The organism is Acinetobacter sp. AHP123 (assembly GCF_023757925.1).
GTDB classification, from domain to species: Bacteria; Pseudomonadota; Gammaproteobacteria; order Pseudomonadales; family Moraxellaceae; genus Acinetobacter; species Acinetobacter oleivorans.
Genome location: NZ_CP092454.1, coordinates 2,064,857 through 2,089,010, shown reverse-complemented (window position 1 = coordinate 2,089,010; position 24,154 = coordinate 2,064,857). Strand labels below are relative to the sequence as shown.

Annotated in this window: 13 protein-coding genes; 4 read left to right on the top strand and 9 right to left on the bottom strand. The window is 37.9% G+C overall.

The window, feature by feature from the left end:
- Positions 1 to 38 precede the first annotated feature (38 nt).
- A complete protein-coding gene (locus MJX77_RS09925; RefSeq protein ID WP_013197037.1) occupies positions 39 to 2,447 on the bottom strand; it encodes an FdhF/YdeP family oxidoreductase in 2,409 nt (802 codons plus the stop codon).
- 396 nt (positions 2,448 to 2,843) lie between these two features.
- On the opposite strand from MJX77_RS09925, the gene MJX77_RS09920 reads away from it, so the two are divergent.
- Complete coding sequence (locus MJX77_RS09920) at positions 2,844 to 4,001, top strand: glycerate kinase (RefSeq protein WP_252058903.1); 1,158 nt, start codon at positions 2,844 to 2,846, stop codon at positions 3,999 to 4,001.
- Here MJX77_RS09920 and MJX77_RS09915 read toward each other — a convergent pair.
- Positions 3,998 to 4,564 (bottom strand): TetR/AcrR family transcriptional regulator, encoded by a 567-nt coding sequence (locus MJX77_RS09915; RefSeq protein ID WP_252058902.1) that lies wholly within the window; start codon positions 4,562 to 4,564, stop codon positions 3,998 to 4,000. The genes MJX77_RS09920 and MJX77_RS09915 overlap by 4 nt on opposite strands.
- 123 nt (positions 4,565 to 4,687) lie before the next feature.
- Here MJX77_RS09915 and MJX77_RS09910 point away from each other — a divergent pair, with 123 nt between their 5' ends.
- Positions 4,688 to 5,473 carry an SDR family NAD(P)-dependent oxidoreductase gene (locus tag MJX77_RS09910; RefSeq protein ID WP_252058901.1) on the top strand — a complete coding sequence of 262 codons (786 nt, stop codon included), beginning with the start codon at positions 4,688 to 4,690 and terminating at the stop codon, positions 5,471 to 5,473.
- Positions 5,474 to 5,506: 33 nt separating this feature from the next.
- The gene (locus MJX77_RS09905) at positions 5,507 to 6,112 is read left to right on the top strand and encodes a nitroreductase family protein (RefSeq protein WP_107883001.1); all 606 of its coding nucleotides are present in this window, start codon (positions 5,507 to 5,509) and stop codon (positions 6,110 to 6,112) included.
- 77 nt (positions 6,113 to 6,189) lie between these two features.
- On the opposite strand, the gene adeE is transcribed toward MJX77_RS09905, so the two are convergent.
- Positions 6,190 to 9,303, bottom strand: coding sequence for a multidrug efflux RND transporter permease subunit AdeE (gene adeE, locus MJX77_RS09900; RefSeq protein ID WP_252058900.1), 3,114 nt, complete (start codon positions 9,301 to 9,303; stop codon positions 6,190 to 6,192).
- A 9-nt stretch (positions 9,304 to 9,312) separates the two neighbouring features.
- Positions 9,313 to 10,437: a multidrug efflux RND transporter periplasmic adaptor subunit AdeD gene (gene adeD / locus MJX77_RS09895; protein WP_252058899.1), complete on the bottom strand. Its 1,125-nt coding sequence runs from the start codon at positions 10,435 to 10,437 to the stop codon at positions 9,313 to 9,315.
- 78 nt (positions 10,438 to 10,515) lie between these two features.
- Between adeD and MJX77_RS09890 the strand changes: the two genes are divergently transcribed.
- The gene (locus MJX77_RS09890) at positions 10,516 to 11,133 is read left to right on the top strand and encodes a TetR/AcrR family transcriptional regulator (RefSeq protein ID WP_005307701.1); all 618 of its coding nucleotides are present in this window, start codon (positions 10,516 to 10,518) and stop codon (positions 11,131 to 11,133) included.
- A 76-nt stretch (positions 11,134 to 11,209) separates the two neighbouring features.
- On the opposite strand, the gene MJX77_RS09885 is transcribed toward MJX77_RS09890, so the two are convergent.
- The 5 genes from MJX77_RS09885 to posA all read right to left on the bottom strand — a co-directional run bounded on the left by MJX77_RS09885 (position 11,210) and on the right by posA (position 23,842).
- Positions 11,210 to 11,770, bottom strand: a complete 561-nt coding sequence (locus MJX77_RS09885; protein ID WP_252058898.1) for a TetR/AcrR family transcriptional regulator — start codon at positions 11,768 to 11,770, stop codon at positions 11,210 to 11,212.
- A gap of 1,046 nt (positions 11,771 to 12,816) precedes the next feature.
- Complete coding sequence (locus MJX77_RS09870) at positions 12,817 to 17,511, bottom strand: RHS repeat domain-containing protein (RefSeq protein WP_252058896.1); 4,695 nt, start codon at positions 17,509 to 17,511, stop codon at positions 12,817 to 12,819.
- 17 nt (positions 17,512 to 17,528) lie between these two features.
- Positions 17,529 to 17,867, bottom strand: coding sequence for an EexN family lipoprotein (locus MJX77_RS09865; protein ID WP_252058894.1), 339 nt, complete (start codon positions 17,865 to 17,867; stop codon positions 17,529 to 17,531).
- Positions 17,868 to 18,497: 630 nt separating this feature from the next.
- Positions 18,498 to 19,376 carry a MetQ/NlpA family ABC transporter substrate-binding protein gene (locus tag MJX77_RS09860; protein ID WP_005307722.1) on the bottom strand — a complete coding sequence of 293 codons (879 nt, stop codon included), beginning with the start codon at positions 19,374 to 19,376 and terminating at the stop codon, positions 18,498 to 18,500.
- Positions 19,377 to 19,843: 467 nt separating this feature from the next.
- Entirely contained in the window at positions 19,844 to 23,842 is a 3,999-nt protein-coding gene (gene posA, locus MJX77_RS09855; RefSeq protein ID WP_252058892.1) for a delta-poly-L-ornithine synthetase PosA, read from the bottom strand.
- Between the last annotated feature and the right edge of the window lie 312 nt (positions 23,843 to 24,154).

The window sequence follows — 24,154 nt, the reverse complement described above, 5'->3', positions numbered from 1 at the left end:
CCATTTGTTTGAATTACATTTTTAATATCGCTGTTAATTTAAAGGTTACTTACTTTCTTATCTGCATCTTCAGGGTCAACTGCCGTTGCCAAATTAAAGTGTGCAGGTGCATCACCAGCATGCAATATCACAGGAACACTTTTTGAAGCTGGAATTTTGGCGTATTTATCATGACTGCTTAACGCCACCAAAGGATTGGTCTCTGGATAATACGCAGCTAAACTGCCACGTGGAATGTTGTACGGCACAATACGGAAACTATGCACAATCCGCTTAACCCCATCTGAGAAAACACTTTCAATATCAACCCACTGATTTGCTTCAAAGCCAGCTTCATCAATGTCTGCTTGGTTCATAAACAAAACACGGCGTTGCCCAAAAACTCCGCGGTAACGGTCGTCGAGACCATATAGCGTCGTGTTGTATTGATCGTGAGAGCGAGTGGTCATTAAGGTATAAACTTTGCTGTCAGTATAAGCAGCAGCATATTGATTTTCTTTATCGCCATAGACTTCACTCAGAGGTGTAATCATAAACTGCGCCTTACCACTTTTTGTGTTCCAAATGTGCTGATTGGCTGGATGCTCTAGATGGAAACCACCCGGGTTATAGACACGTAAATTAAAATCATGGAACTCATCAAAGACCTCAGCAATTGAGTCACGAATACGATCATAGCTTTCAATGTACCATTTCCATTTGATCTTACTATCTGGTAGCACGGCTTCAGCCATTCTTGCCACGATGTCGGGTTCAGATAAAATATTTTCAGAAATTGGGGTATTACGCCCAGCCGACAAATGAATATTACTCATCGAATCTTCGACTGAAATGGCCTGCGGACCATGAAGCTGCTCATCAATTTCGGTACGGCCTAAACATGGCAAAATCAGAGCCTCTTTACCACAAACCAAATGGCTACGGTTTAACTTGGTTGCAACATGAACGGTTAAATTACACTTTCTAAGCGCTTCTTGGGTATACGGTGTATCTGGCGTCGCAACTGCAAAGTTACCACCTAAACCAATAAAGACTTTGACCTCACCTTCAGCCATAGCTTTAATCGTTTCAACGACACCATGCCCATTTTTTCTAGGGGATTTAATCCCAAACACGCGGTCAATGTTGTCGAGTAATTTAGGACTAGGTAACTCATTAATGCCCATAGTTCGGTCGCCTTGCACATTACTGTGCCCACGAACTGGACAAAGCCCTGCACCCGGACGACCAATTTGCCCACGAGCCAATAATAAATTCGCCAACATATGCACATTAGCTGTTCCATGGCGATGTTGAGTAATACCCATCCCCCAACAGAAAATTGAGCGCTCAGACTCTAAAAAGAGCTTAGCGAGTTTTTCTAAATGCTCTGGTGATAGACCCGAGTGTTTATAAATATCTTCCCACTCAGTTTTTTCAACCTCGGCAATCATCTCGTCGAAACCGATTGTATTCACCGCAATAAAGTTTCGGTCAAAAACGCTTGGTTTACCTGAAGCGAGCGCCTTTTTATCCCACTCATTTAGGTGCTTTAAAATCCCTAACATCAGTGCATAGTCACCACCAATTTTAGGTTGGAAATAATAACGACTAATTGGGGTACTGCCGTTAGTCATCATTTCAAGTGGTGCTTGTGGGTCTTGGAAACGTTCAAGTCCTCGTTCTTTAATTGGGTTAATCGCAACAATGTTACCGCCACGTTTAGACACTTCACGCAAAGTACCTAACATACGTGGGTGATTAGTTCCGGGATTGTGCCCAAAACTAAAAATTGCATCAGCTAAATCAAAGTCTTCTAGGGTGACTGTGCCCTTTCCTAAACCAATCGAATCAAGTAATCCAACGCTTGTGGTTTCATGGCACATGTTCGAACAGTCTGGGAAGTTATTTGTTCCAAAGCTTCGCACAAACAATTGATATAAAAATGCTGCTTCATTACTTGCACGGCCAGAGGTATAAAACGCAGCTTGATCTGGGTTATCTAAGGCATGAAGGTGTTTAGCAATAATCTGGAATGCTTCATCCCATGAAATTGCGACATATTTATCTGTTGCAGCATCGTAGCGAACTGGATCTGTTAAGCGACCTAAATCTTCAAGAAAGAAATCACTTTGTTCTGATAACCAACTGACCGTGTGACCTGCAAAATATTCGGGAGTCACTGTTTTACTGGTTGCTTCAAATGCAACTGCTTTTGCGCCGTTTTCACAGAAATTAAAGGCATGAGCATTTTTCTTTTCTGGCCATGCACAACCGGGACAGTCGAACCCGGTAGGCTGGTTAATATTGAGTAAGGTAATCGAACCTTTTTTTAAAATATCTTGCCGCTTTAAGTTTCGAGCGACACTGAGTAATGCTCCCCATCCGCCCGCAGGATGAGTATAGGGTTCAATTCGTGCAAAGCCGTTATTTTCCTGAATATGCTTTTGTTCTTCTGAATTATCCACTTTGTCATCCTCTTATTACTTTTTACACATTCTATAGGTGCAATAAATCACAACTTAATTATGGTTATATCTACGCTATTTGCTGTTTATCTTAATAAGTAAAAATCCACTTTTATCTTACTCATGATATTTAGAGGCAGCCTCAACGCTAGTTATAATATGTGCCATATTTTTTATAATTACAATCATTCAGCCAAAACCAAAAAATTATTTAAATTAAATAATAACAATATCTTAAAAACACAACGACCTGTTTTTTACAGATAAAAACATAATTCACTTTATATTTTTAAAAAATAGAAATGATGTAATGAGCTGAAATTTACGTCATTTTAAGTAGGCTTTTATGGGTTTAAGCAGTATAAATTAATTGAAAAAAACAGATTCAGAGAACTTATGAAGGTTGTGATCGCCCCTGATTCATTTAAAGACAGCTTATCGGCTTTGGGCGTCGCTCAAGCCATTGCCAAAGGATGGCACGAGGTTTTTCCAAATGCTGAAACGCTGATATGTCCAATGGCAGACGGCGGTGAAGGAACCATAGAAGCTGTGTTAGAGGTCTGTGAAGGTGAATGGCGTGAAAAAACCGTAATGGGCCCATTAGGTCAATCTGTTGAAGCAAAATGGGGATGGTTAGAAAATCAGAAAATCGCCATCATTGAAATGGCTCAAGCGAGCGGTATACAGTTAGTCCCACCGTCAGAGCGTGATGCTTGCCACAGCACAACATTTGGCACAGGCCAGCTCATTTTGGATGCTTTAGACGCAGGTGCAAAAGACATTATTTTAACCGTGGGTGGTAGTGCAACCAATGATGGAGGTACAGGATTACTCAGTGCTTTGGGCGCAATTTTGCTCGATGCTAACCACAACGTTTTACCCGCAGGTGGACTCGCGCTCAAAAACCTATCAAAAATTGATTTAACACATTTCGACCCACGTATTCAGCACACACGGTTTTTATTGGCTGCCGATGTGACTAATCCACTTTGTGGTCCAAACGGCGCATCTCATATTTTTGGTCCACAAAAAGGTGCTTCACCTGCTCAAGTAGAGTTACTCGATGGAGCTCTTGCCCATTTTGCCGATGTCTCGCTTAAGCTTTTAGGTTTCGATAAACGAAATGAAGCGGGTTCTGGTGCTGCGGGTGGTTTGGGTTTTGCAGCCAAAAGTTATTTAAATGCGGAATTTAAGGCTGGAGTTAAGGTTGTGGCCGAACTCAATCAGCTTACCCATAAGGTATCTAACGCGGATTGGGTCATTACAGGCGAAGGTAAATTTGACCAACAGACCTTAAATGGCAAAACAGTTTTTGGGGTGAGTCAAATTGCCAAAACACACAATGTTCCTGTCATTGTGATTGCAGGAACATTAGGCGAAGGCTACCAAGCGCTTTATGAGCACGGCGTTACGGCTGCTTTTTCGCTAACTAATGGTCCCATCACATTAGAGCAAGCCTGCGAACATGCGGCAAAACTTATTTATGAAAGAACTGTCGATATTGCGAGGCTAATTCAATTTAGCCAAACCAGTTTGAGAGATAAAAAAGTTTAATCGGCTAACTTTAAAAGGCTTTCTTTACAACTTTCCAATATTTCATCGCTAAGGTTTGATTGGTCTGGGCATGCGCGAGACAATGCAATTGCCCCCACAGATTGAGCAAGAATATTAATAGCTTGCTTTCTCAACTCTGGCGCTTCCAAAGAAACTTGTTTTGCACGTTCATTCATAATGAACTGAATAAGTTGCTCAATACCCTCTTCAAATTCGACTTTTACTTCGTCTGGCTGTCTTGCAGCATCACAAGATAACGCTGTTAAGGTACATCCCAAATCTCGGTTATCGCGATGAGTGTGGGACACATAAAGCTGAATAAATTGAGTTAAGTTTAAACCTTCTATTCTTTTTAAAACCTGCTCAAGCCCATGTTTAACGGTAATTGATACAAGGTCAGTCTTCGAAGAGAAATGTTTATAAAAGCCGCCGTGAGTAAAGCCTGCGCTAGACATTAACTCGGCAATGCCAACTCCGTCATAGCCTTTGTTACGAAAGAGTTGAGTCGCCTTTTCAACAATTTTTTCTCGGTTTTCTTTTACCTGAGTTTTACTGACTTTCATGTTGGCCTACTCACTTTTTATTCACCCTACTGGTCATAATTATACATTGATTATGGTTGACATCAAAACTTGCATATTTTAGATTATAGTCATCATCTAAAAATTAAAGCGTGGAGACATCACATGTCAGCTCAATCAAAAGTACTTATTACAGGAGCTTCGTCAGGAATTGGTTCTGTCTATGCAGACCGATTTGCTCAACGTGGCCATAACTTATTCTTGGTTGCACGAGACACCAACCGCTTAGATAAAATCTCAAAAGACCTTCAAGAAAAATACGGTGTACAGGTCGAGTTCATTCAAGCCGATCTATCAAAAGATCAAGACATCACTAAAATTGAAGATGTACTCAAAAACGATGCTGATATTGAAATCTTGGTCAATAACGCTGGGATTGCACTGAATGGAAACTTTTTGACTCAAGATATTAAAGACATTGAAAAACTTATAACTTTAAATATGACCGCAGTTGTTCGGTTGTCTCATGCAATTTCGCAACCTCTTCTACGCAAAGGTAAAGGCGCGATTATTAATTTAGGTTCAGTGCTTGGATTAGCTCCTGAACTTGGTTCGACCATTTATGGCGCAAGTAAATCTTTCATCCAATTTTTTAGCCAAGGTTTATATTTAGAGTTAAAAGATCATGGCGTGCATGTTCAAGCCGTATTGCCATCTGCAACTAAAACCGAAATTTGGGAACGTTCTGGCATCGACTTAAGCCAAGTCCCACCATTAATGGATGTCAATGATTTGGTCGATGCGGCTCTGATTGGTTTTGATCGTAAAGAAACGATTACAATTCCTGTGCTGAAAGACGAAAATCAATGGAATAATTTTGAAAAATCACGTATCACATTACTACCAAACTTTTCTTCGGCTGATGTAGCCCAACGTTATAAAACTAACTAATACTGCTATCCAATTCTCAAGTAGGAAAATCTTATGAATGTTATTGATGCCATCCGTAACCGCCGTGCAGTTAAACGCTTTGACCCTGCATTTCAACTTTCTGACGATAACAAAAAGCAGTTATTACAAGAGGTTTTAGCAAATGCTCCAAGTGCGTTTAACTTGCAACATTGGCGCCCTGTTGTGATTGAAGATGCTGAGTTAAGACAAAAGATTCGTACGATTGCATGGGATCAACCACAAGTTACCGAGGCTTCTTTACTGATTGTGTTATGCGCAAAAGTAAGCTCATGGGAAGCCGATGCGAAACGCGTGTGGGATGGCGCGACTCCAGAAGTGCAAAATATTATGGTAGGTGCAATTGACCAATATTACCGTGACCGTCCACAAACCCAACGTGACGAAGTTATGCGTAGTGCTGGTATTTTTGCTCAAACTTTGATGCTTCTTGCGCAAGAGCATGGTTTAGACAGTTGCCCAATGGATGGTTTTGACTTTGACGCAATGGCAAAGCTGATTAACTTACCTGAAGATCATGTGGTGTGTTTAATGATTGCAGTTGGTAAGTCAGCCTCTCAGCCTTACCCACGTGTGGGCAAACTTCCTTACGATGATGTCATTATTCAAAATACATTCTAAGTTTTTAGTCGGAGTTAGGCCCTCATGCTTCTTATAGCATGAGGGCCTAATTGTTAAAGACATTCTGTTTTGTAAAATCATTTTGCCTTTTGGGCATTTAACTTATTGGTTAAAAGACGAACTAAAAGAAAAAATAAAGGCACAAAGAAAATAGAAAGTAGAGTTCCCGAAATCATTCCACCAGTGACGGCGATACCAATTTCTTTTCGGCTTACAGCCCCTGCTCCTGTAGATACAGCCAATGGAAGAACGCCCGCGACAAAGGCAAGAGAGGTCATAATAATTGGCCTTAATCGCTGACCCGCACCTTCAATAATGGCGTCCATTAATGCCTGACCAGCCTCCAATTTGGCTGCTGCAAATTCAACAATCAAAATAGCATTTTTGGCAGAAAGTCCAATGGTGGTAAGCATAGCGACCTGAAAGTAAATATCGTTAACAAAACCTGCCAGACTTGCAGCAACTACAGCGCCAATAAGACCTAAAGGAATAACCAACATGACAGAAACAGGAATAGACCAGCTTTCATAAAGTGCTGCCAAACATAAAAAGATAAAGATGATTGAAGCCAAATATAACCAGATCGTTTGGCCACCCGCTAACTTCTCTTGATAAGACAATCCACTCCACTGAAGATTAAAGCCTTGTTGCTGGTCAACTAACTGCTGCATTTTATCCATAGCCCCGCCAGAACTCTCACCTGTTGCAGCAGAGCCTTGAAGTTGGACGGCTGAAAGACCATTAAAGCGTTGCAGCATTTGAGGCCCCATTTGCCATTTCACAGAAGAGAAACTAGAAAATGGTGTCATTTGACCAGTAGCGCCACGAACATACCACTGCCCAATATCTTGAGGTAAAGAACGATAGTTCGCTTCGCCTTGTAAATAAACTCGCTTAACACGTCCCCTATCAATAAAGTCATTAATATAAGATCCGCCCCAAGCAGAAGATAAGGTATTACTGATATCAGCTTGGGCTAAACCAAGAGCGCTGGCTTTTCTTTGATCGATATCGACTTGTAACTGGGCTTTATCTTCTAAGCTATTCAAACGTACTGCTGCTAGGCCAGAATCAGCATTTGCTGCTTTTAACACATTATTTTGTGCAGTAATTAAAGCATCTCGTCCTTTATTTTCCGCATCTTGCAACCAAAGTTCAAAACCACTTGATTGACCAAGGCCTCTTACAGCAGCGGGTGAAAGTACCTGAACACGTGCGTTACGCAGTGACTTAAAATGTGCATTTGCGCGAGCAATCACAGCTTCGGCTGTATTTTCACTACCTTCTCGGTCATCCCAATGTTTGAGTCCAGCAAATGCCATTCCCACATTTTGCCCACTGCCTGCGTTATTTCTACCCATCACCATGAAAATCACATTGAGATTATTCTTTTCTTTCGTCAAGAAATAATCTGCGATCTGATTACCAACCCTTTCTGTTTCAGCTAATGTCGTGCCTACAGGCGTACTAAATTGAACCATAACCGAGCCTTGGTCTTCTTGGGGTAAAAACCCCGTATTCATACGCGTATATTGCCAACCTAACAAAGCTGTAATACCCACGAATATAATCATAAATATTTTGGGTTTACCTAAAACAGCAACTAGCTTTGTGCGGTAGCCTGATTGACCTTGCTCTACTTTACGGTTGAACCAAGTAAAAAATTTTCTCTGTTTATGCTTTTCATTTGCAGGTTTGAGTAACGTTGCACATAGCGCAGGTGAAAGTGTTAAAGCAACAATTGCAGAAAGTACCATAGCCGATACGAGCGTTACCGAGAACTGGCGATAAATAATCCCGACTGAGCCACCAAAAAATGCCATAGGTAAAAATACCGCCGCAAGTACCATTGCAATACCCACGAGCGCACCAGATATTTCTTGCATTGAAATTAAGGTGGCTTGCCGAGCATCAAGATTTTGCTCATGCATAACCCGCTCAACATTTTCCACGACCACAATTGCATCATCTACAAGCAAACCAATTGCCAAAACCATCGCAAACAAAGTCAGTGTATTAATGCTATAGCCCAATATGCTTAACACCCCAAATGTACCTAACAATACAACTGGGACTGCAATTGCCGGAATTAAAGTCGCACGCCAGCTCTGCAAAAATAAGAACATGACAATAATGACGAGAACAATCGCTTCAGCTAAAGTTTTAATCACTCCATTTACAGAAGCTTCTACAAATGGAGTACTGTCGCGTGGGTATGCAACTTTTAAACCCGCTGGCATAGAGGCAGTTAATCGTGTGACCTCAGCTTTAACTCGTTCAGCGGTTTCTAATGCATTGGCACCAGATGCAAGTTGAATAGACATACCCGAAGCTGGCTTTCCATTCAGACGTGTAGACGTCTGATAACTCTCTGCACCCCGCTCGACTCGGGCAACATCTTTAAGTAATACAACCGCACCATTGGTTTCTGTCCGCAAAATAATATTTTCAAATTGGCTCACGGTTTGTAGCCGAGATAATGCTGTTACTGTTGCATTTAGAGCCTGCCCATCACGCGTGGGTAATGCGCCCAATTCTCCTGCTGTAATTTGAGTGTTTTGTGCTTCAATTGCGGTTCTAACATCTGATGGCATTAATCCATAACTGTTTAATTTATGAGGATCAAGCCAGATACGCATTGCATATTGAGCACCAAATACAGTGATTTCACCTACTCCATCGACCCGACTTAATGGGTCTTGAAGTGTGCTCACCATATAGTCAGATATGTCGACAGAAGATCTAGTCCCACTTTCATCGTAAAGCGCAAAGACCAGTAAACTATCGCCTTGTGACTTTGTCACAGTGATCCCTTGCTGCTGAACCTCTTGAGGCAATCGACTCAGTGCCTGATTCACAGCATTTTGCACCTGTACCTGCGCGGTATCGGGGTTGGTATTTTGATCGAAACTAAGACTTATGCGTGCTTGTCCTGCCGAACTACTACTCGATGAAAAATAAAGTAGACCATCAATACCCTTAATTTGTTGCTCCAAAATCTGGGTGACACTGTCTTCAACAGTTTTGGCCGATGCGCCCGGATAATTTGCAGTGACATTTACACCCGGTGGTGCAATGTCAGGATATTGTTCAATGGGTAACGTTAAAATCGAAATCGTCCCCAATGCCATAATACAAATAGAGAGGACCCAAGCAAAAATAGGTCGTGCAATAAAAAAACTCGACAACATAGGGAATCCTCAGCTCATTGGGGTAGGTTCAATCGTCATGCCGGTACTTAAACCTTGCAGACCATCGACAATGACTTGATCTCCCGCTTTCAAGCCAGAGGTCACTAACCAACGATTATCAATCGCACTCCCTAAAGTAATTTTCCGTTGTTCGGCTTTATTATCTTTTCCAACAACCCAAACAAGAGGATTTCCCTCGGTATCTCGGAACAGCGCACCTTGAGGAATTAAGATACTGTTAGGACGTGTGCCAGTTCCAAGTTCCGCCCGTACATATATTCCCGGTAATAAAGCATTATTTGGATTGGAAAATGCAGCACGTAATGTGACACTTCCAGTAGCTTCATCTACTGCAATATCACTAAACTTAAACGTTCCTTGTTCCGCATAGTTCGTGCCATTTTCAAGCTGTAAACGTACTGAAAGTTCATTCGGTTTTATTCCATTTTCAGTAAGCTGTTTGCGCAGCGCCATGTATTCATCACTCGACTGGGTCAAATCGACATACATAGGATCTAGTTTTTGAATCGTTGCTAAAGGATCTGTTTGGGCCGAGGTGACTAAAGCTCCACGTGTAATCGAAGAGCGCCCTATCCGTCCTGAAATAGGCGCAGTAACTTGTGTATAACGTAAATTAGTTCGTGCCGTTTTCAGTAGAGCTTCATTTACTGTCACGGTGGCTTTTGCTTGTTCATATGCACTTTGAGCATTATCAAGCTCTTGCTGACTCACGCCATTTACCTTAATTAATTCTTTATAGCGCTCGGCTTGCAGACGAGTCGAATTGACTGTTGCTTTAGCGAGTGCAAGATTACCCGCGGCCTCATCAACGCTATCCCGATAAAGTGAAGAATCAATTTTATACAGGGGTTGTCCTTTATTCACCTGAGAGCCTTCTTTAAACAATTGCTCGACAACCACGCCATTTACTTGTGGCCGCACTTGAGAAATCTCAGAGGCAACTGTTCTTCCAGCCAATTGATAAGTAGATTCAATCGTCTCTGGTTTTATAGTGATCGTGCCCACCTGTTGAATATTTTTGGTCGCAGGCTGATCAGCATCACAGCCATTCAAGAAAAGTAACAAAGGCAATAAACACAAAGTATTACGATGAAAAAAATTAAAAACAAGCATATCTGGGACCCCAGACTTATAGACAATTTATTTACTTTACTGTAAAGTAAATAAATAAGATGTGCAAGAAATCCTCATATGTTAAAAAAATCTCCAGGTCGTCCTTCTCGAATTCGCCCTACTATCCTTGCAGCAGCACGTGCACTATTTCTTGAGCATGGATTAGAAGTTCGTTTAGAAGCTATCGCAGCTAAAGCCGGAACAAATCGACAAACTTTATATAACCATTTCCCAACTAAGACGGCTCTACTTATTGAAGTTTTTGATCATTTAAAAACAGAAATGGAAGTGCCTTTTGTTGAACAACATGAATTAAAAAATAAGCGCCTAGATCAATTACTCTTAGAAATTGGGCAGGCTGTACAAAATCATTTTTATAATATTGACGTCATTCGTCTGCAAAGATTGCTGATTATTGCATTAGTTGAAATGAAGGAAATTCTTCCAAAAATTCAACAGCGTACTCAAGGAAATATTAAAAGATCGTTAACCGATATTCTTGCAACAGCACACAATGCAGGCATTGTTAAAATTGATCAGCCAGAGGAAGCAACAAAAGCATTCCTCGGAGCTGTAATGGGATATGCTTATCCCGCTACGCTGATTAGCGGAAACATTCCGACTCCTCAAGAGCTACAACAGTTAAATGAAGAGGTTTGCCGAACCTTTTTAAAAGCATGGCAATATAAAGAATAGATTTTATAAAAAGTCCTTTGATAAGAAGGGCTTTTTTTATGAAATAGCTAAACTTGAAAACGATGAATGATACATATTACGCCGCTTTAAACTGCTTCAAAAAACATTCTAATATCATCTCTCGCTCCCCTGTTTTATCTGAGCTTAAAAGCTGAATAATCACACCTTCAATCATATATAAAAATAGTTTGGCATCCTGAAAGGAAACATCGGTTTTTAGTTTTATAAATTGGCTATAGATTTCATTCATTAGCCACGTTCTATACCTCACTGCGATTTGATAGGCTTTGGGATAGGTCAGTTTCGTTTCAAAAATGGCTTTAAATAATAAGTAGTACAGCCCTTCTAAATCGGTATGTAAAAGATAAAGAGTTTTAAGTTTATCCATCACATCTGCACCTTGGTCGTAGTCAGCAATTGATACTACTTTTTCTTTTAAGCGCTCTTTTTGAACGTTCAAACAGATTTCGATAAACCGCTCTTTAGAGTGAAAATAATGATAAAAAGTTGCTTTGGGAATTTGAGATTCTTTCACGATTCTGTCTATTCCCACAGTGTGAAATCCGTGATTGTGAAACAGATTAATCGATTTATTTACGACTTGTATGGCACGTGGTGAGATCACTAAATGTCGCATAGTTTTACCGTTATAAAATTATTGTTGTAGATAAGCGAGATACTTTTTTGGGAGAAAAAAAGGCATAGCAAAGCCGTAAAGACTGTGCGTGGCACATCTCAAGTTTTATTGTTGATTAAGTTTTGGTCGCGACGAATTAAAGCCTAAAAGTGCTAATCGCTATCAAGCTGCTTATAGATTTAAGTGGTGTCGATATAGACTTTGGCAAAGGCTGCCAAGAAATTAAGAATGTGCAAAGCCAACTCCTTTTTATTGGGAGTTCCGCCAGACATTTATAGAATTATGGTGGCAGAACGAGAAAGGGTTCGCAGACTAGTAATAACTCAAACTAGCACACCCGAAGGTGTCCCTCTCCCGTCCTACCGCTACGGGAAAGGGACGAGTAGCTACCACACAAGACTATTCCTCAGAAGGAATGACTCTGATGCGGGAGTTATTATGCGGTCTGCGACGACCGACTGGCAATGTAGGCCAGCAGGCAAAGGATAGTGCTCCGCCCTATTGCAGTCAAGCACACAAAATGACATTTGTTTTAAATTAGATCATTAAAAAGTAAGGATAAATAATGAGTGAGTTATTGTTAAATTAGGGTTTATAAAGGGGAAATGAATGTCTCATATATTTTTTATGAAAAATAGAAATTAACTATATAATTCCTCCTGCATCACTAAATTATTAGTTAAAAATCAATTTAAAATATATTCTTCCGAATAGCCCACACAACCAAAATCAAAATTGAAGTAACTAGCAAACTTAAAAAAAATGATATTAATAAAGTATCAATTGCCAATTGATTAGGTCCATTTATTGAAAAAAATTTAACATTATACCAATCATTAGGAAATAATATAGAAAGAACAAATAGAACTAGAGAAAAAACTATTAAAAAACTCAATGGAGCCAAGTACCTAAGCTTAAAACCCGCCTTAACTATGAGATATCCAATTGCAAAGTATACTATAAAAAAAATAATAAGATAGAATATAGACATAACATCCTCATTTTAAAATAAGGATATACTTTCGCATATCCTTATTTCCAACAATTTATAATGGTAATGCACACTTAAGATAACAACCATATTGAACAGTATCACCTGAATCAAAGTAAATAGTCCATAACCTACCATTATATACACCGTTAATATACATCTCTGAATATCCTGCTACATAACCATTAGGTTGATAACTTTTAAAACCTAAATAATCAGAGCCTTGATTAATACCACTATTACCAACTCCACTACCCCCTTGTCTACGAGCAGAACTCTGCTCATTAATATCATTTAATATCAAATTTGTTGTTGTTTTTCCTGCAAATATATTCCCAGTGAGAACTAACCCTGCAGGAGTCGTTACCTCTCTTATCTTATTAACTTTGTTAGTTTTAGCCATATGACTAATTGTATTTAAACCTTTTAAACCCCACTTTTTTACAGTCGATGTTCCTGGTTCAATAACAGTAGGAGCAGCTTTACTAATTATATGTACATCAGCGGCTAGAAAAGCAGCCTTACCAATCCCACCAAACATTGCACCAACAACCATTTGTTGCCCTAACTCCTTAGCAGAAAATGAATTAGTAAAATTACTAGATATACTACCTATTCCAGTATTATCAACATATGACTTATAAATAGCTCCTATAGCAGTCTCTAAGACATAAGATCCTCCTCCCATTGCTGCACCTATACCCATTGCAAATAATATTGGGTTCTCGCCAGTTTTATCTACATACATGACAGGATTATTTAGTGCGTATGCGTATGGATTTAATCCGCCTGAAAGACCAATCGGATCAGGTTCCATATATCGACCAAGTTCAGGGTTATAAAAACGATTATGGTTATAAAACTGCCCTGTAGCAGCATCATAGTACTGTCCAGGAAAACGTAAATTAAATGTTATCGTACCTACAGGGCTACCAAGACCAAAAGCTGTACTATCCCAGCTCCATACAACATTACCATTGCTATCAATTAGTCGACGTGGAGTGTTTTGTACATCCGTTACAATATAATAAATCTTAGCGGTTGCCCCACTCCCATAAACAGCTGCAACTGGTTTATCTCCTAACCAAATATATTCTACAAGTGGAACTCCAGTAGCTGTATATTCGCCAATCAAATGACTTTTTTCATCGTAGATGAATTGAACTGCCGTATTACTCCATGCACTTGTACTCCCACTTAGTGTTCGTTCATTACTAGCGTTATAACTCATATAACGATTAATAGTTGTTGATGTCCCTTCACCTCGACGTCGCCCTGCATAATCGTAACTCGGCAAGATCCCACCCATATATAATTCTGCATTTGCAGTATAATTGAGCGGCTGAGCTGTTCCATTTTTTGTTAATGTTGTGAGTTTATTCCCTGTATAAACATAATCCACAGTTGCAGCAGGCTGTAAGTGAGTGCCAGAAGCTCGTAAACTTAAACGATTGCCATTCTTATCATAAGTATAGGTAATAGCGTAGATGGAGCTTGCACCATTACTTCGACTTTCTGTCAATAAACGTCCTTCCTGATCATAAGTAAAATTATCAGTTAAGTTATTGTTCCGCTTAATACTTAAAATACGGTTATCACGATCAAAACTATAATTAAGGCTATAAGTAACAGCCCCTCCACTGTTTTTATTACTAATTTGATTAATGACACCATCTTTTGCTGAACTATAAGTCCATGTGTAACTTCCAGCATTACTTCCCCATGTCCATCCTGTCATTTGTCCACTTGCGTCATAACCAATATTACTCAGCAAAGCAGTGCCATCTAAAGTTAAACCTGTAATCTGGCCTTTTGATGTGTTGTCATAATTATAAGTAAGCTTACGAGCAGAAGGCAAAGTTATACCTGTGATCTTATTACCAATACTCCATGTATAAGTGTTCGATAAAGTATTTGCACTAGATCCTAATGCAGTTAGAGCTTTATTAGATTGACTCTTCCCAATAATGCGATCATATAAATCGTAAACATAACTGATATCAACTCCATAAGGCTTATTAGAGGCTATTTTATCTAATCGACTATAACGACTTGCATCAAATGTATAAGTATCATCATAAGTAAGCATATCAGGTGTACTAGCACTATTATTTTGACACTGAATAGTTTTATTACGCCCAATTTCATCTATATTCGAAAAACTACATTTCCGATTACCATATATACTCTGAATTAATTGATCAGCCTCGTTATAACTATAACTTTTGATGCCAAAATCTTTATTAGTTTCTTGAGCCAAGACATTACCATTCCGATAGAGGTAAGGATTAGTCCCAGAGGATAATGCATCAAGTACAGTAATTGGATTATCTAAAGCATCATAAGTTTTAGTATCGGTATTACCTACCCCATCAATATGACTAATAGGCCTATTTAATGCATCATAAGTCCAGCTTTCAATGATTCCTTGCGCTGTTTTAGTTTGAATAACATTACCATTTCCGTCATAACCTAATGTTTTCCAATTTGATGTAGAATCAGTCCCGATTTGAATTTTATTTATCCGTCCACTTAAATCTAAAGTCCGATACAAACCTTTAAAAACTGTAACAGCTGAACTATCTTTTACCTCATCGCTACTGATGATATTGTTATTAAAATAATTTTTTGTACTAACACTTCCATCAGAATAAATTGTTTTAATAATGCGGCCTAAATTATCATAGTAGTAGCTTGTCTTTTCTCCATCTTCATTCACGTTACCTATAAGCTGACCAAGCAAATCATAACTAAAAGTAACTGTTTTTCCCGTAATAGTCCCTGTAGTTGAGCCACTTCCTGTTACAACACTACTTATAGTACTATCGTCATTATAAGTATATTTCTCAACCATCCCATTTGGATAAACAATACGTTCGGGATCCCCAAATGAATTATATCCTACATATTGTTCAGTCCTTTCAGTGCCATTAATAGTCGTAGAAACAGATGCTAAATTTCCATAATTGTCATATGTATAATTTATTTTATCTAAAGTACCCGAACGTGGACCATCTTTACTACTTAAAAGGCCATTATTTGGTTTAGCAATATCCGTAAAATAACTATATGTTGTCACCTTAGATGTACTTTGGACTTGAGTAGAAGATTCAGTTTGTTTGATTATCTGCCCTTTTTCATTGATTTCATTTGTTACTGTGAAATTTGAGGTTTTAACTGTTGTAGGGATATTAAATAAGTTTTCAAGTCCATTAGATAATACTCCATAGACATAATTTGTCGTTCTACTTATATTTGTGCCTGATGCTTCAACCACTTGTAGAACGCGATTTAATGTATCAAAAGCATAGGCAGTAATATTACCATTTTGGTCAGTAATTTGTGTTGGATGGATTTCGCTTGGTGCGTAAACAATAGACTTAATTGGTCGGTTCTCTCCTGTTGTTAGACATGGAAAACCTGATACATCAATAATTGTCTTTTTATAATCAGGATGTGTTGTATTAATTACTGTACTTGCAGTTTGACTTCCATCTGGAGAAAAAAGCATAGAAATTTTACTAGAATTTTGAATATCATCATAAGTTGTTGTCGTATCGAGTGCCTTATTTCCTGTGCTCCCCCCGAGATATGATTGTAAAATAACTTTTACGGCAGTGATCGTTTTATAGATTCCACTTGTTGTTACGACCACACTCGGATAATCAACTTTCCACGTCTGTCTAACTTGATTAGAGTTATCTGAAACTGATTTTAATATTGGTCGCTGGGATACGGTTTCTGGATTACTAACATTATTATCTAATGCCACCTCATAATGAGATAATGATAAGGCAGCATCATAGCTATAATCTTCTTTCCTACCATTTTTAGCATTCTTAACTTGAGTTAACTGAGGATAACTTATTCCTCCTGCTTGTATAGATGAATAAGTTAAATCATATTTTTGACTATCCGCTTGTGTTCCCCCCGTAAAACTCACTGAGCTAACTTGTGAGCCATTTCGAACTAGAGAAAGCTTATTATTTTTATTATCAGTTACCTGTACTAAATTAAGTTGATTATCGTAACTTAAATTAATAGTATTTCCATTTGGATAGGTAATTTTATTGAACCTAAATAAAATTTCGTTATTGATAGACTTAGAAACAGTTGCACTATAAACCACACCAGCACGAGTAACAGTCATTGAGTTAGATGCAATTGAGAATTTAATTTCACCAAAATCTGTAGAAGCATTTCCGCTAACATATCCACCACCAGGCAAACTAGAGGCTTCAGGTTCTGAAGAAGTATATAGTCTATATAAAGCACGATTATTTTCTTGAAGAAATGGTTCAGGATAACCAGTTTCTTTAAAACTCGTAGGACCATCTTTAAAATAATAACGGTGGTTATCATTCGGTAATTTGATCACATAATTTTTAATCGTAATATAACCATATTTAGCACGATAAGTACCATAAAAAACATTCACAAAACCATCATAATTATCTGACCATGAATCTACTCCTATAGAGTTTTCTTGATCTATTGTTTGCAAACGTGTCGCTTTTCGGTAATGAAGATTGTAAGGAAGTGCTCCGGAAATCAAACTTTTACTATAATTTATTTGCCCTGAAAGTAGATTATAACCTGCTGTACATGATTTTATATTTGGATCAAATGAAACAATAGATTCTTTATCTACTGTATACATATCAGCATAGCTATACTGATATGAAAAAGTTAAAACACTAAAAAAAATATATATTAAGTTTAATATTTTTGATTTAATTAAATTCATCATAATACTATCACTTTATGTTATTTATTTGATATTTGATTAAAATACTCGCGATCACGACTAAGCCTTATGTTATTACTTAAATCAGTGTTAGACTCAAGTAACAATAAATTCAGAGAAGCTTTCGCATTTATACAATCTTCTCTCTGAAAATATTTACTAGTATTTTGATCACAAGCATTTCTTACTTCCTCACTCAACTGGGGATTCTTTTTATACCAGTTAATTGATCGGTCTTTCTCCTTACGAGGTACACCTTCAGCGTTCTTTAAAACCTCTCTAATTGGGTCACGACTACAGCCAGTAAATAAAAACATTACTCCTATCAAAAGTAATGTTCTTTTATATAGTTTATTCACCTCTTACACCCTATTTTTTCTAATTTTCAATAATCAATGCATTAAATATGCCAAACAAAAAAAACATATTTTAAAGATATTCAATTTTAAAATGCACAAAAATATACTAATAGTGCACTGTAATGATCCTTTCTAGCTTCTTTTTTTAGCAATTATTTTAAAATATAGGAAAAATTCAACCTTATAATTAATTATTTTTTATATACATATACACTAAGTATTTAAAAAGAATATTATCATTGAAAAATTTAATAGAAATAAAGTCTCAATATTTTTAGTGATATAAAATTTTCCATGTAGAAACTAGAATTTTCCTTACTAATTGTATTTTCTATTTTAAAATCCGATTTCTCAGCTACGGCGAATAGAACATTAAAAATCCCTTATGCTAAATTTATTGATAACACTAACTTACTATCAATAAATCACTTGTATTTGAGAAGGTTTCTATCTTACTCTTACTTTAATTACGAAATGAAAAATTTAACTAATTTAAATAATAGGAAAATATAGATAAAAAAGCTCTGCTTAATAAGGACTATTAGAATTTTCAAAAGCTCTAAATAAACAAAAGCTAAGCCCCGATTACCGAAACTTAGCTTTGAAAAATAATTTTAATTAAAAAATTACTTATTTGATGTCAGTAAACTCAGAAACAGGTTTGTTAACTTCAACTTTTGTACCCGCAAATTTTTCGCTCACAAACTTTTGTACTTTAGGTAAGTGGTAAAGTTCACCCAATTTCGTATAGATCGGGTCATTTTTATTCGCTTCAGCCACACCTAATAAGTTCACATAAAGCTTTGTAGACTGGTCAATAGGTTCACGGAAGATAGAATCTTTCAGTACGTTTAAACCGCCTTCAAGTGCTAATGTATTACCCAATACAATTGCATCTACGTCGTTTTTAACACGAACTGCTGTAGTCATTTGAATTGGTTTTAATTTTAAACCTTTAGGGTTTTCAGCGATGTCATTCGTTGTCCCTTTTACAGGGTCAAAGTCTGGTTTAAGTTTAATAAGTTTAGCAGACTGTAATAATGTTAATGCACGCGCTTCGTTAGCAGTATCGTTTGGAATCGCGATTGTAGCGCCTTGTGGGAACTCATCAACAGTTTTAACTTTATTTGCATAAAGACCCATTGGTTCCAAGTAAGTCGTCGCAACAGCCGCAACTTTAGCTGTATTTGAAGCATTGTAAGCTGCTAAATAGTTAAATGACTGGAACGCGTTTACATCTTGTTCGCCACTTGCTACAGATGTGTTCAACACAACGTAGTCAGTCAAGTTAGTCACTTCGAGTTTAATGCCCGCTTCTTTAGTTTCAGGAAGCGTTGCAACATATTTCCATACGTCAGTGTCTGAACCTGTTGAAACAAGTTTAATTGTGCGTACTGACTCAGTTTTGTCTTTAGCTGGTGCTGAATTTTCAGTTTGTGCAGGTTGTTTATTACATGCAGTCAGTGTGAGTACAGATGCACTGAACAGGACACTAAATAATTTTTTCATAGATACATCCTAAAATAGGAAATGCCTACTCTACAAAAGAGCGAGGCATTCCTAACCATTGGGTCGAAATGCAATATTTGGCTGGAAGTAATTCCAGATATATAAGGGTTTAGAAGCCTGAATTCAGCCTTATTTCTTCCTTGATCTTGCTCGCTGAACAACAGAATTATGTTTTGAATCAGTTTCTAAATATTGGATCATCATATATCAATAAGTGAATATTCTACAAATAACTTGTTCGATTTTGATATATAGACGTGCTCTTGGTAAAGTACTGATAATAAAAAACATATTATATAAATAAAACAGTTTTGATTAAAATACGTACTTATTTGATTTATATGAAATTTTCAGGATTTGTTAGCAATATTTAAGCTAACTATGACTGTAATTTATGCCGTATGCATAAAAAAAAGCCCCTGTTTTCACAAAGGCTTTTTAAATTAGTGAGTTAAGCTCAGTTTCAATTATTTATGAACCCAAGGCACTGCTGGTGAACCAATCCACGCAGATTTGGCAGGAATATTTTCACCTTTCATAACCAACGTTAATGGCCCTAACACTGCATGATGGCTAACATTGGCGTTATATAAAATAATACTACGTGAATTTACGACTACATCATTTCCAATATTCACTTGTCCAATTTTCATAATACGATCTTCAAACAAGTGGGTTTGTGGGCCTGAGAAGCTATTAAACTCAGCACGGTCACCAATGCTTACACAGTCAAACTCAGTGATATCAGCCGTATCCATGTAAACATCTTTACCAATTTGAACACCCAAAATACGCAAGAAGAATGGCAGCATTGGCGTTCCTCTTAAGTAGTTTAAGAAGTTAGGAATCGCAACTGATTCATATAAGCTGGTAATCCCTTCACTTAACCACACAAACATGGTCCACATTGGCGCTGAACGCGGTTGATAACGTCCAATTAAAGTCCACTTCATCAATGCAACAATAATGAAACAGCCGACACCATAGAGCAAACCAGCAAGCGTTAAAGCCAATAAACCAGTTGGGATGTTGTATTTATTAATAACATCAATTACTTCAAGCACAATCATATAACCCACGCCAATTGCGAGTGCGGCTGGTAATACAACACGAAGGCCTTCAATAAAACCACGCATGAAACGGCGCTTGAAGCTTGGTTTAAACGTTAAGTGGTCAGGATATTTTTCGGCAGCTTCACGTGCAGGTAATAATAATGGTGGAGAACCAAACCAAGTTTGACCATCATACATTTCAAGGTTATCTGGTGTTTTTGACTGTACGCCAATTAAAACGTTATCTGGTAAAACAGTACCATCAGCAATATAAGCACTGTTTCCGACAAAGCTACGGTTACCGATTTTGGTCGATTTTAATGTCATCCAACCGCCTTTGATCTCTTCATCACCCAACATTACCGCATCGGCAATAAAGCTTTCTTCACCCAAAGTCAGCATTTCAGGAATAACACCATTTGCGGTAGAAATTTCGGTATTTTTACCTACTTTCGCCCCTAACATACGGAACCATGTAGGCGCATAAATCGTAGCAAACAGGCCGTGCAATGTTTGTAAACTTGTTTCTAAAATTTGAGATGCAAACCATTTACGATAATAGGTGCTGCCATGAACAGCGTACGTTCCAGTCTCAAGACGAGGCAATGCAATTTTGCGTATTGCTGATGAAATGACAGCAGTAATCATCATCATCATTGCACTCGCTGGAATCGCTAAAGCAAAATAATAGAGTGCGATTTGCAGGTGGTTATTCGGATTGATATTAAATACGTTTACATCTAACCAATCGACCAAAAGGAAACTTGGGAAAATTGGAATAAAGAACAGACAAGCAATGATTAACGCACTAACACCATAATATCCATATTCAGCAATCTTACGAATAAACGATAATTTAGGACGTTCTGGCATTTTAGCGTGTTCATCTACATGCCCTATTTTTTTAGCTGGCGTACCATCCCAAATTTCTCCAGCCGGTACAACCGCGTCATATTCAATTGAAGTTAAGGCATTTACATGAGCTTGTTTTTCTAACACTGTATTTTCTTCTAATACAGCATATGAACCCACATAACTATCTTCTTTAAGATGAATTGAACCCAACACCAAATGACCATGTTCGACTTTGGCATTTTCTAAATTCACTTGAGAGCCAATACTCACGCCATCTTCAACAGTTAATAAAGATGGCATGCGAATATGAACTGAACTAATGGTGACATCATGTCCAATTTTTGCGCCGAGTGCTTTTAAATAAAGGTTAAGTAAAGTTGAACCTGACAATAAATAAACTGGTGAAATATTGCTAATACGGTCTGCTAACCACCAACGGAAATACGTCATTCCCCAAAGTGGATAACGTCCTGCACCAATGCCCAACATTAATAATCGTTTCACCGTAATTGAAAGGACGAAACTACTAATAATAACGCTGATATAAACCAACAGAGACAATGCGATTGCATATGGAATGCTGTCTCGGGTTCCACCTGTAAAATAGTGATAGGTAAAGAATGGCGCTAACCACTGCAAAATATTAATCGAAATTAAAACTGGAATAGTCGCAAGCTGTGCAACACCACATAACCATTTATAAGTTTGATTACGCGGGTTGTCTTGTCCAATCTGGCTATCAAATAATGTAGGTTCTGGCTGTTCCAACATTAAAGCAGCAATTGCCCCCACTCTTCTCGCTTGATATAAGCTTTGAATTGTAAGATGGCTATATTCTTGATGTTCACGCAGGTTTGAAATTAAAACGGCTGCTAATAGCGAATGACCACCTAAATCATCAAAGAAATCCGAATCTAGTTTAATCGGCATGTTCGGAAACAGGCGGTTTAAAATTTCAAATAAAATTTCTTCGGCTGGATTTTGCGGCTGATCAGATTCACTGCGATCAATCACACTCGTAAGCGGTCTTACTTTTAACGCTTTACGGTCAATTTTTCCAGATAATAAACGCGGTACTTCTTCAATAATCTCAAAACGATTCGGCACCATATAAGGTGGTAAACGTTGAGCTAGAGTATGACGAAGTTGCTTAATTTCTATCCGCTGTTTGGCATCAAGCTCAGCTGCAATAAAAGCAATAAGCTGATCAATTCCGTCTTCTTGACGTAAAATTACTGCTGCGGTACCAATGCCGTCAATGTCACAAAGTGCCGCTTCAATTTCACCGAGTTCAACACGGAAACCTCGGATTTTCACCTGATCATCGGCACGGCCTAAGCAGTGAACTTGACCAAATTCATCAATTTTTGCCAAATCACCAGTACGGTAAAGTAACTCTTCATCCGCACTCATTGCCCAAGGATTTTCAATAAACTTATCAGCTGTTAAGTCAGGTCTGCCTAAATAGCCTGGTGCTACACTCGGACCGAAAATACACAGCTCACCTGTTTCACCTTGAGGCAGTAATTCTCTTTCAGCGTTAATCACCAACATGCCATAGTTTGGTAATGGTTTCCCAATCGTGACGGGTTTACCACGTTCTAACGACTCAAGGCTTGCTGTAACCGTAGTCTCCGTTGGACCATAAGTGTTAAACATTTGATGGTGAGGTAATGCCCAACGGTCCACGAGTGAGTCTGGACACATCTCCCCACCTAAGTTAATAATTCTTAAGTTAGGTACATCTTCAGGGAACAAAGCCAGTAAAGTTGGAACAGCATGTAATACAGTAATTTGTTCCTGCTTTAATGTTTGGCATAAACGTTCAGGGTCACTGACAAGCGACTTAGGTGCAATCCACAAGGTTGCCCCAACTAAGTAAGAAAGCCAAATCTCTTCAAATGACATATCAAAAGCGACAGAAAAGCCTTGATAGACTTTATCTTGCTCTTGAATATCTAAAATATTATTTTCACTACGTAGAAAGTGACAAATATTTTTTTGAGTAATTACAATACCCTTCGGCTTTCCCGTTGAGCCTGAAGTATAAATAATATACGCAGGTTGATCCGAGGTCGTTCTAGCTAAAGGAATATTTTCACTGAGTGGTTTTTGAAGTTCAGTATTTGTCCATTTTGTTTGTGGCACTTCAGCTAAGTGTTCATACCACTCATCGGTAGTAATCATCCCGACAGCTTCGGCATCTTCAAGACAAACCGCAATACGGTCGGCTGGCGTATCCATATCAAAAGGAAGCCAAGCTGCACCACTCAAACAAATCGCCAATTGGGCTTTTAAAAGCTCAATACCACGAGGTACCCATAACCCAACAATATGACCTGGTTTTACCCCTCTTATCGTCAAATGTTGAGCCATAATTAAGGCTTGCTGATATAACTCCCCATACGTCAACGTTTTATTTGCTTCAATTAAAGCTGTTTTATCTGAGAGATTTTGAGCAGTTTGAATAAAAATATCGGCGAGTACTTCATCTTGCAAAAATTCGGGGTGAAATTTACCACGAATAATATTCTTCGAACTTGTTACGAATTGGTTCATTTTTTATAACTCACTTTAATTTTTTGATTTAGCTAAAATAAAGTCACGTTTGAGTTTTTCTGACCTATTAAAGAAATCAATTGCTATGTAATAAATTAAAGAGTTGAACTTAAATGAAGATTAAAGATTTTATTTTAAGAATGGAGAGTGAGTTATTAAATGAGAAGAACAATCGATTTTTATTACTTATAAATCAAACTAAGATCACAATAAGGAAAAATATAGGCACATATTTTTATAAAAATTAAATAGCGTTATTCAAAATTGATATAAACAGAGCAAGAAAATAACAGGCATAAAAAAAAGCCCTCG

Coding starts and splice junctions, on each gene's coding strand:
- MJX77_RS09920 (WP_252058903.1), top strand. CDS start 2,844: ATGAAGGTTGTGATCGCCCCTGATTCATTTAAAGACAGCTTATCGGCT.
- MJX77_RS09915 (WP_252058902.1), bottom strand. CDS start 4,564: ATGAAAGTCAGTAAAACTCAGGTAAAAGAAAACCGAGAAAAAATTGTT.
- MJX77_RS09910 (WP_252058901.1), top strand. CDS start 4,688: ATGTCAGCTCAATCAAAAGTACTTATTACAGGAGCTTCGTCAGGAATT.
- MJX77_RS09905 (WP_107883001.1), top strand. CDS start 5,507: ATGAATGTTATTGATGCCATCCGTAACCGCCGTGCAGTTAAACGCTTT.
- adeE (WP_252058900.1), bottom strand. CDS start 9,303: ATGTTGTCGAGTTTTTTTATTGCACGACCTATTTTTGCTTGGGTCCTC.
- adeD (WP_252058899.1), bottom strand. CDS start 10,437: ATGCTTGTTTTTAATTTTTTTCATCGTAATACTTTGTGTTTATTGCCT.
- MJX77_RS09890 (WP_005307701.1), top strand. CDS start 10,516: ATGTTAAAAAAATCTCCAGGTCGTCCTTCTCGAATTCGCCCTACTATC.
- MJX77_RS09885 (WP_252058898.1), bottom strand. CDS start 11,770: ATGCGACATTTAGTGATCTCACCACGTGCCATACAAGTCGTAAATAAA.
- MJX77_RS09870 (WP_252058896.1), bottom strand. CDS start 17,511: ATGATGAATTTAATTAAATCAAAAATATTAAACTTAATATATATTTTT.
- MJX77_RS09860 (WP_005307722.1), bottom strand. CDS start 19,376: ATGAAAAAATTATTTAGTGTCCTGTTCAGTGCATCTGTACTCACACTG.
- posA (WP_252058892.1), bottom strand. CDS start 23,842: ATGAACCAATTCGTAACAAGTTCGAAGAATATTATTCGTGGTAAATTT.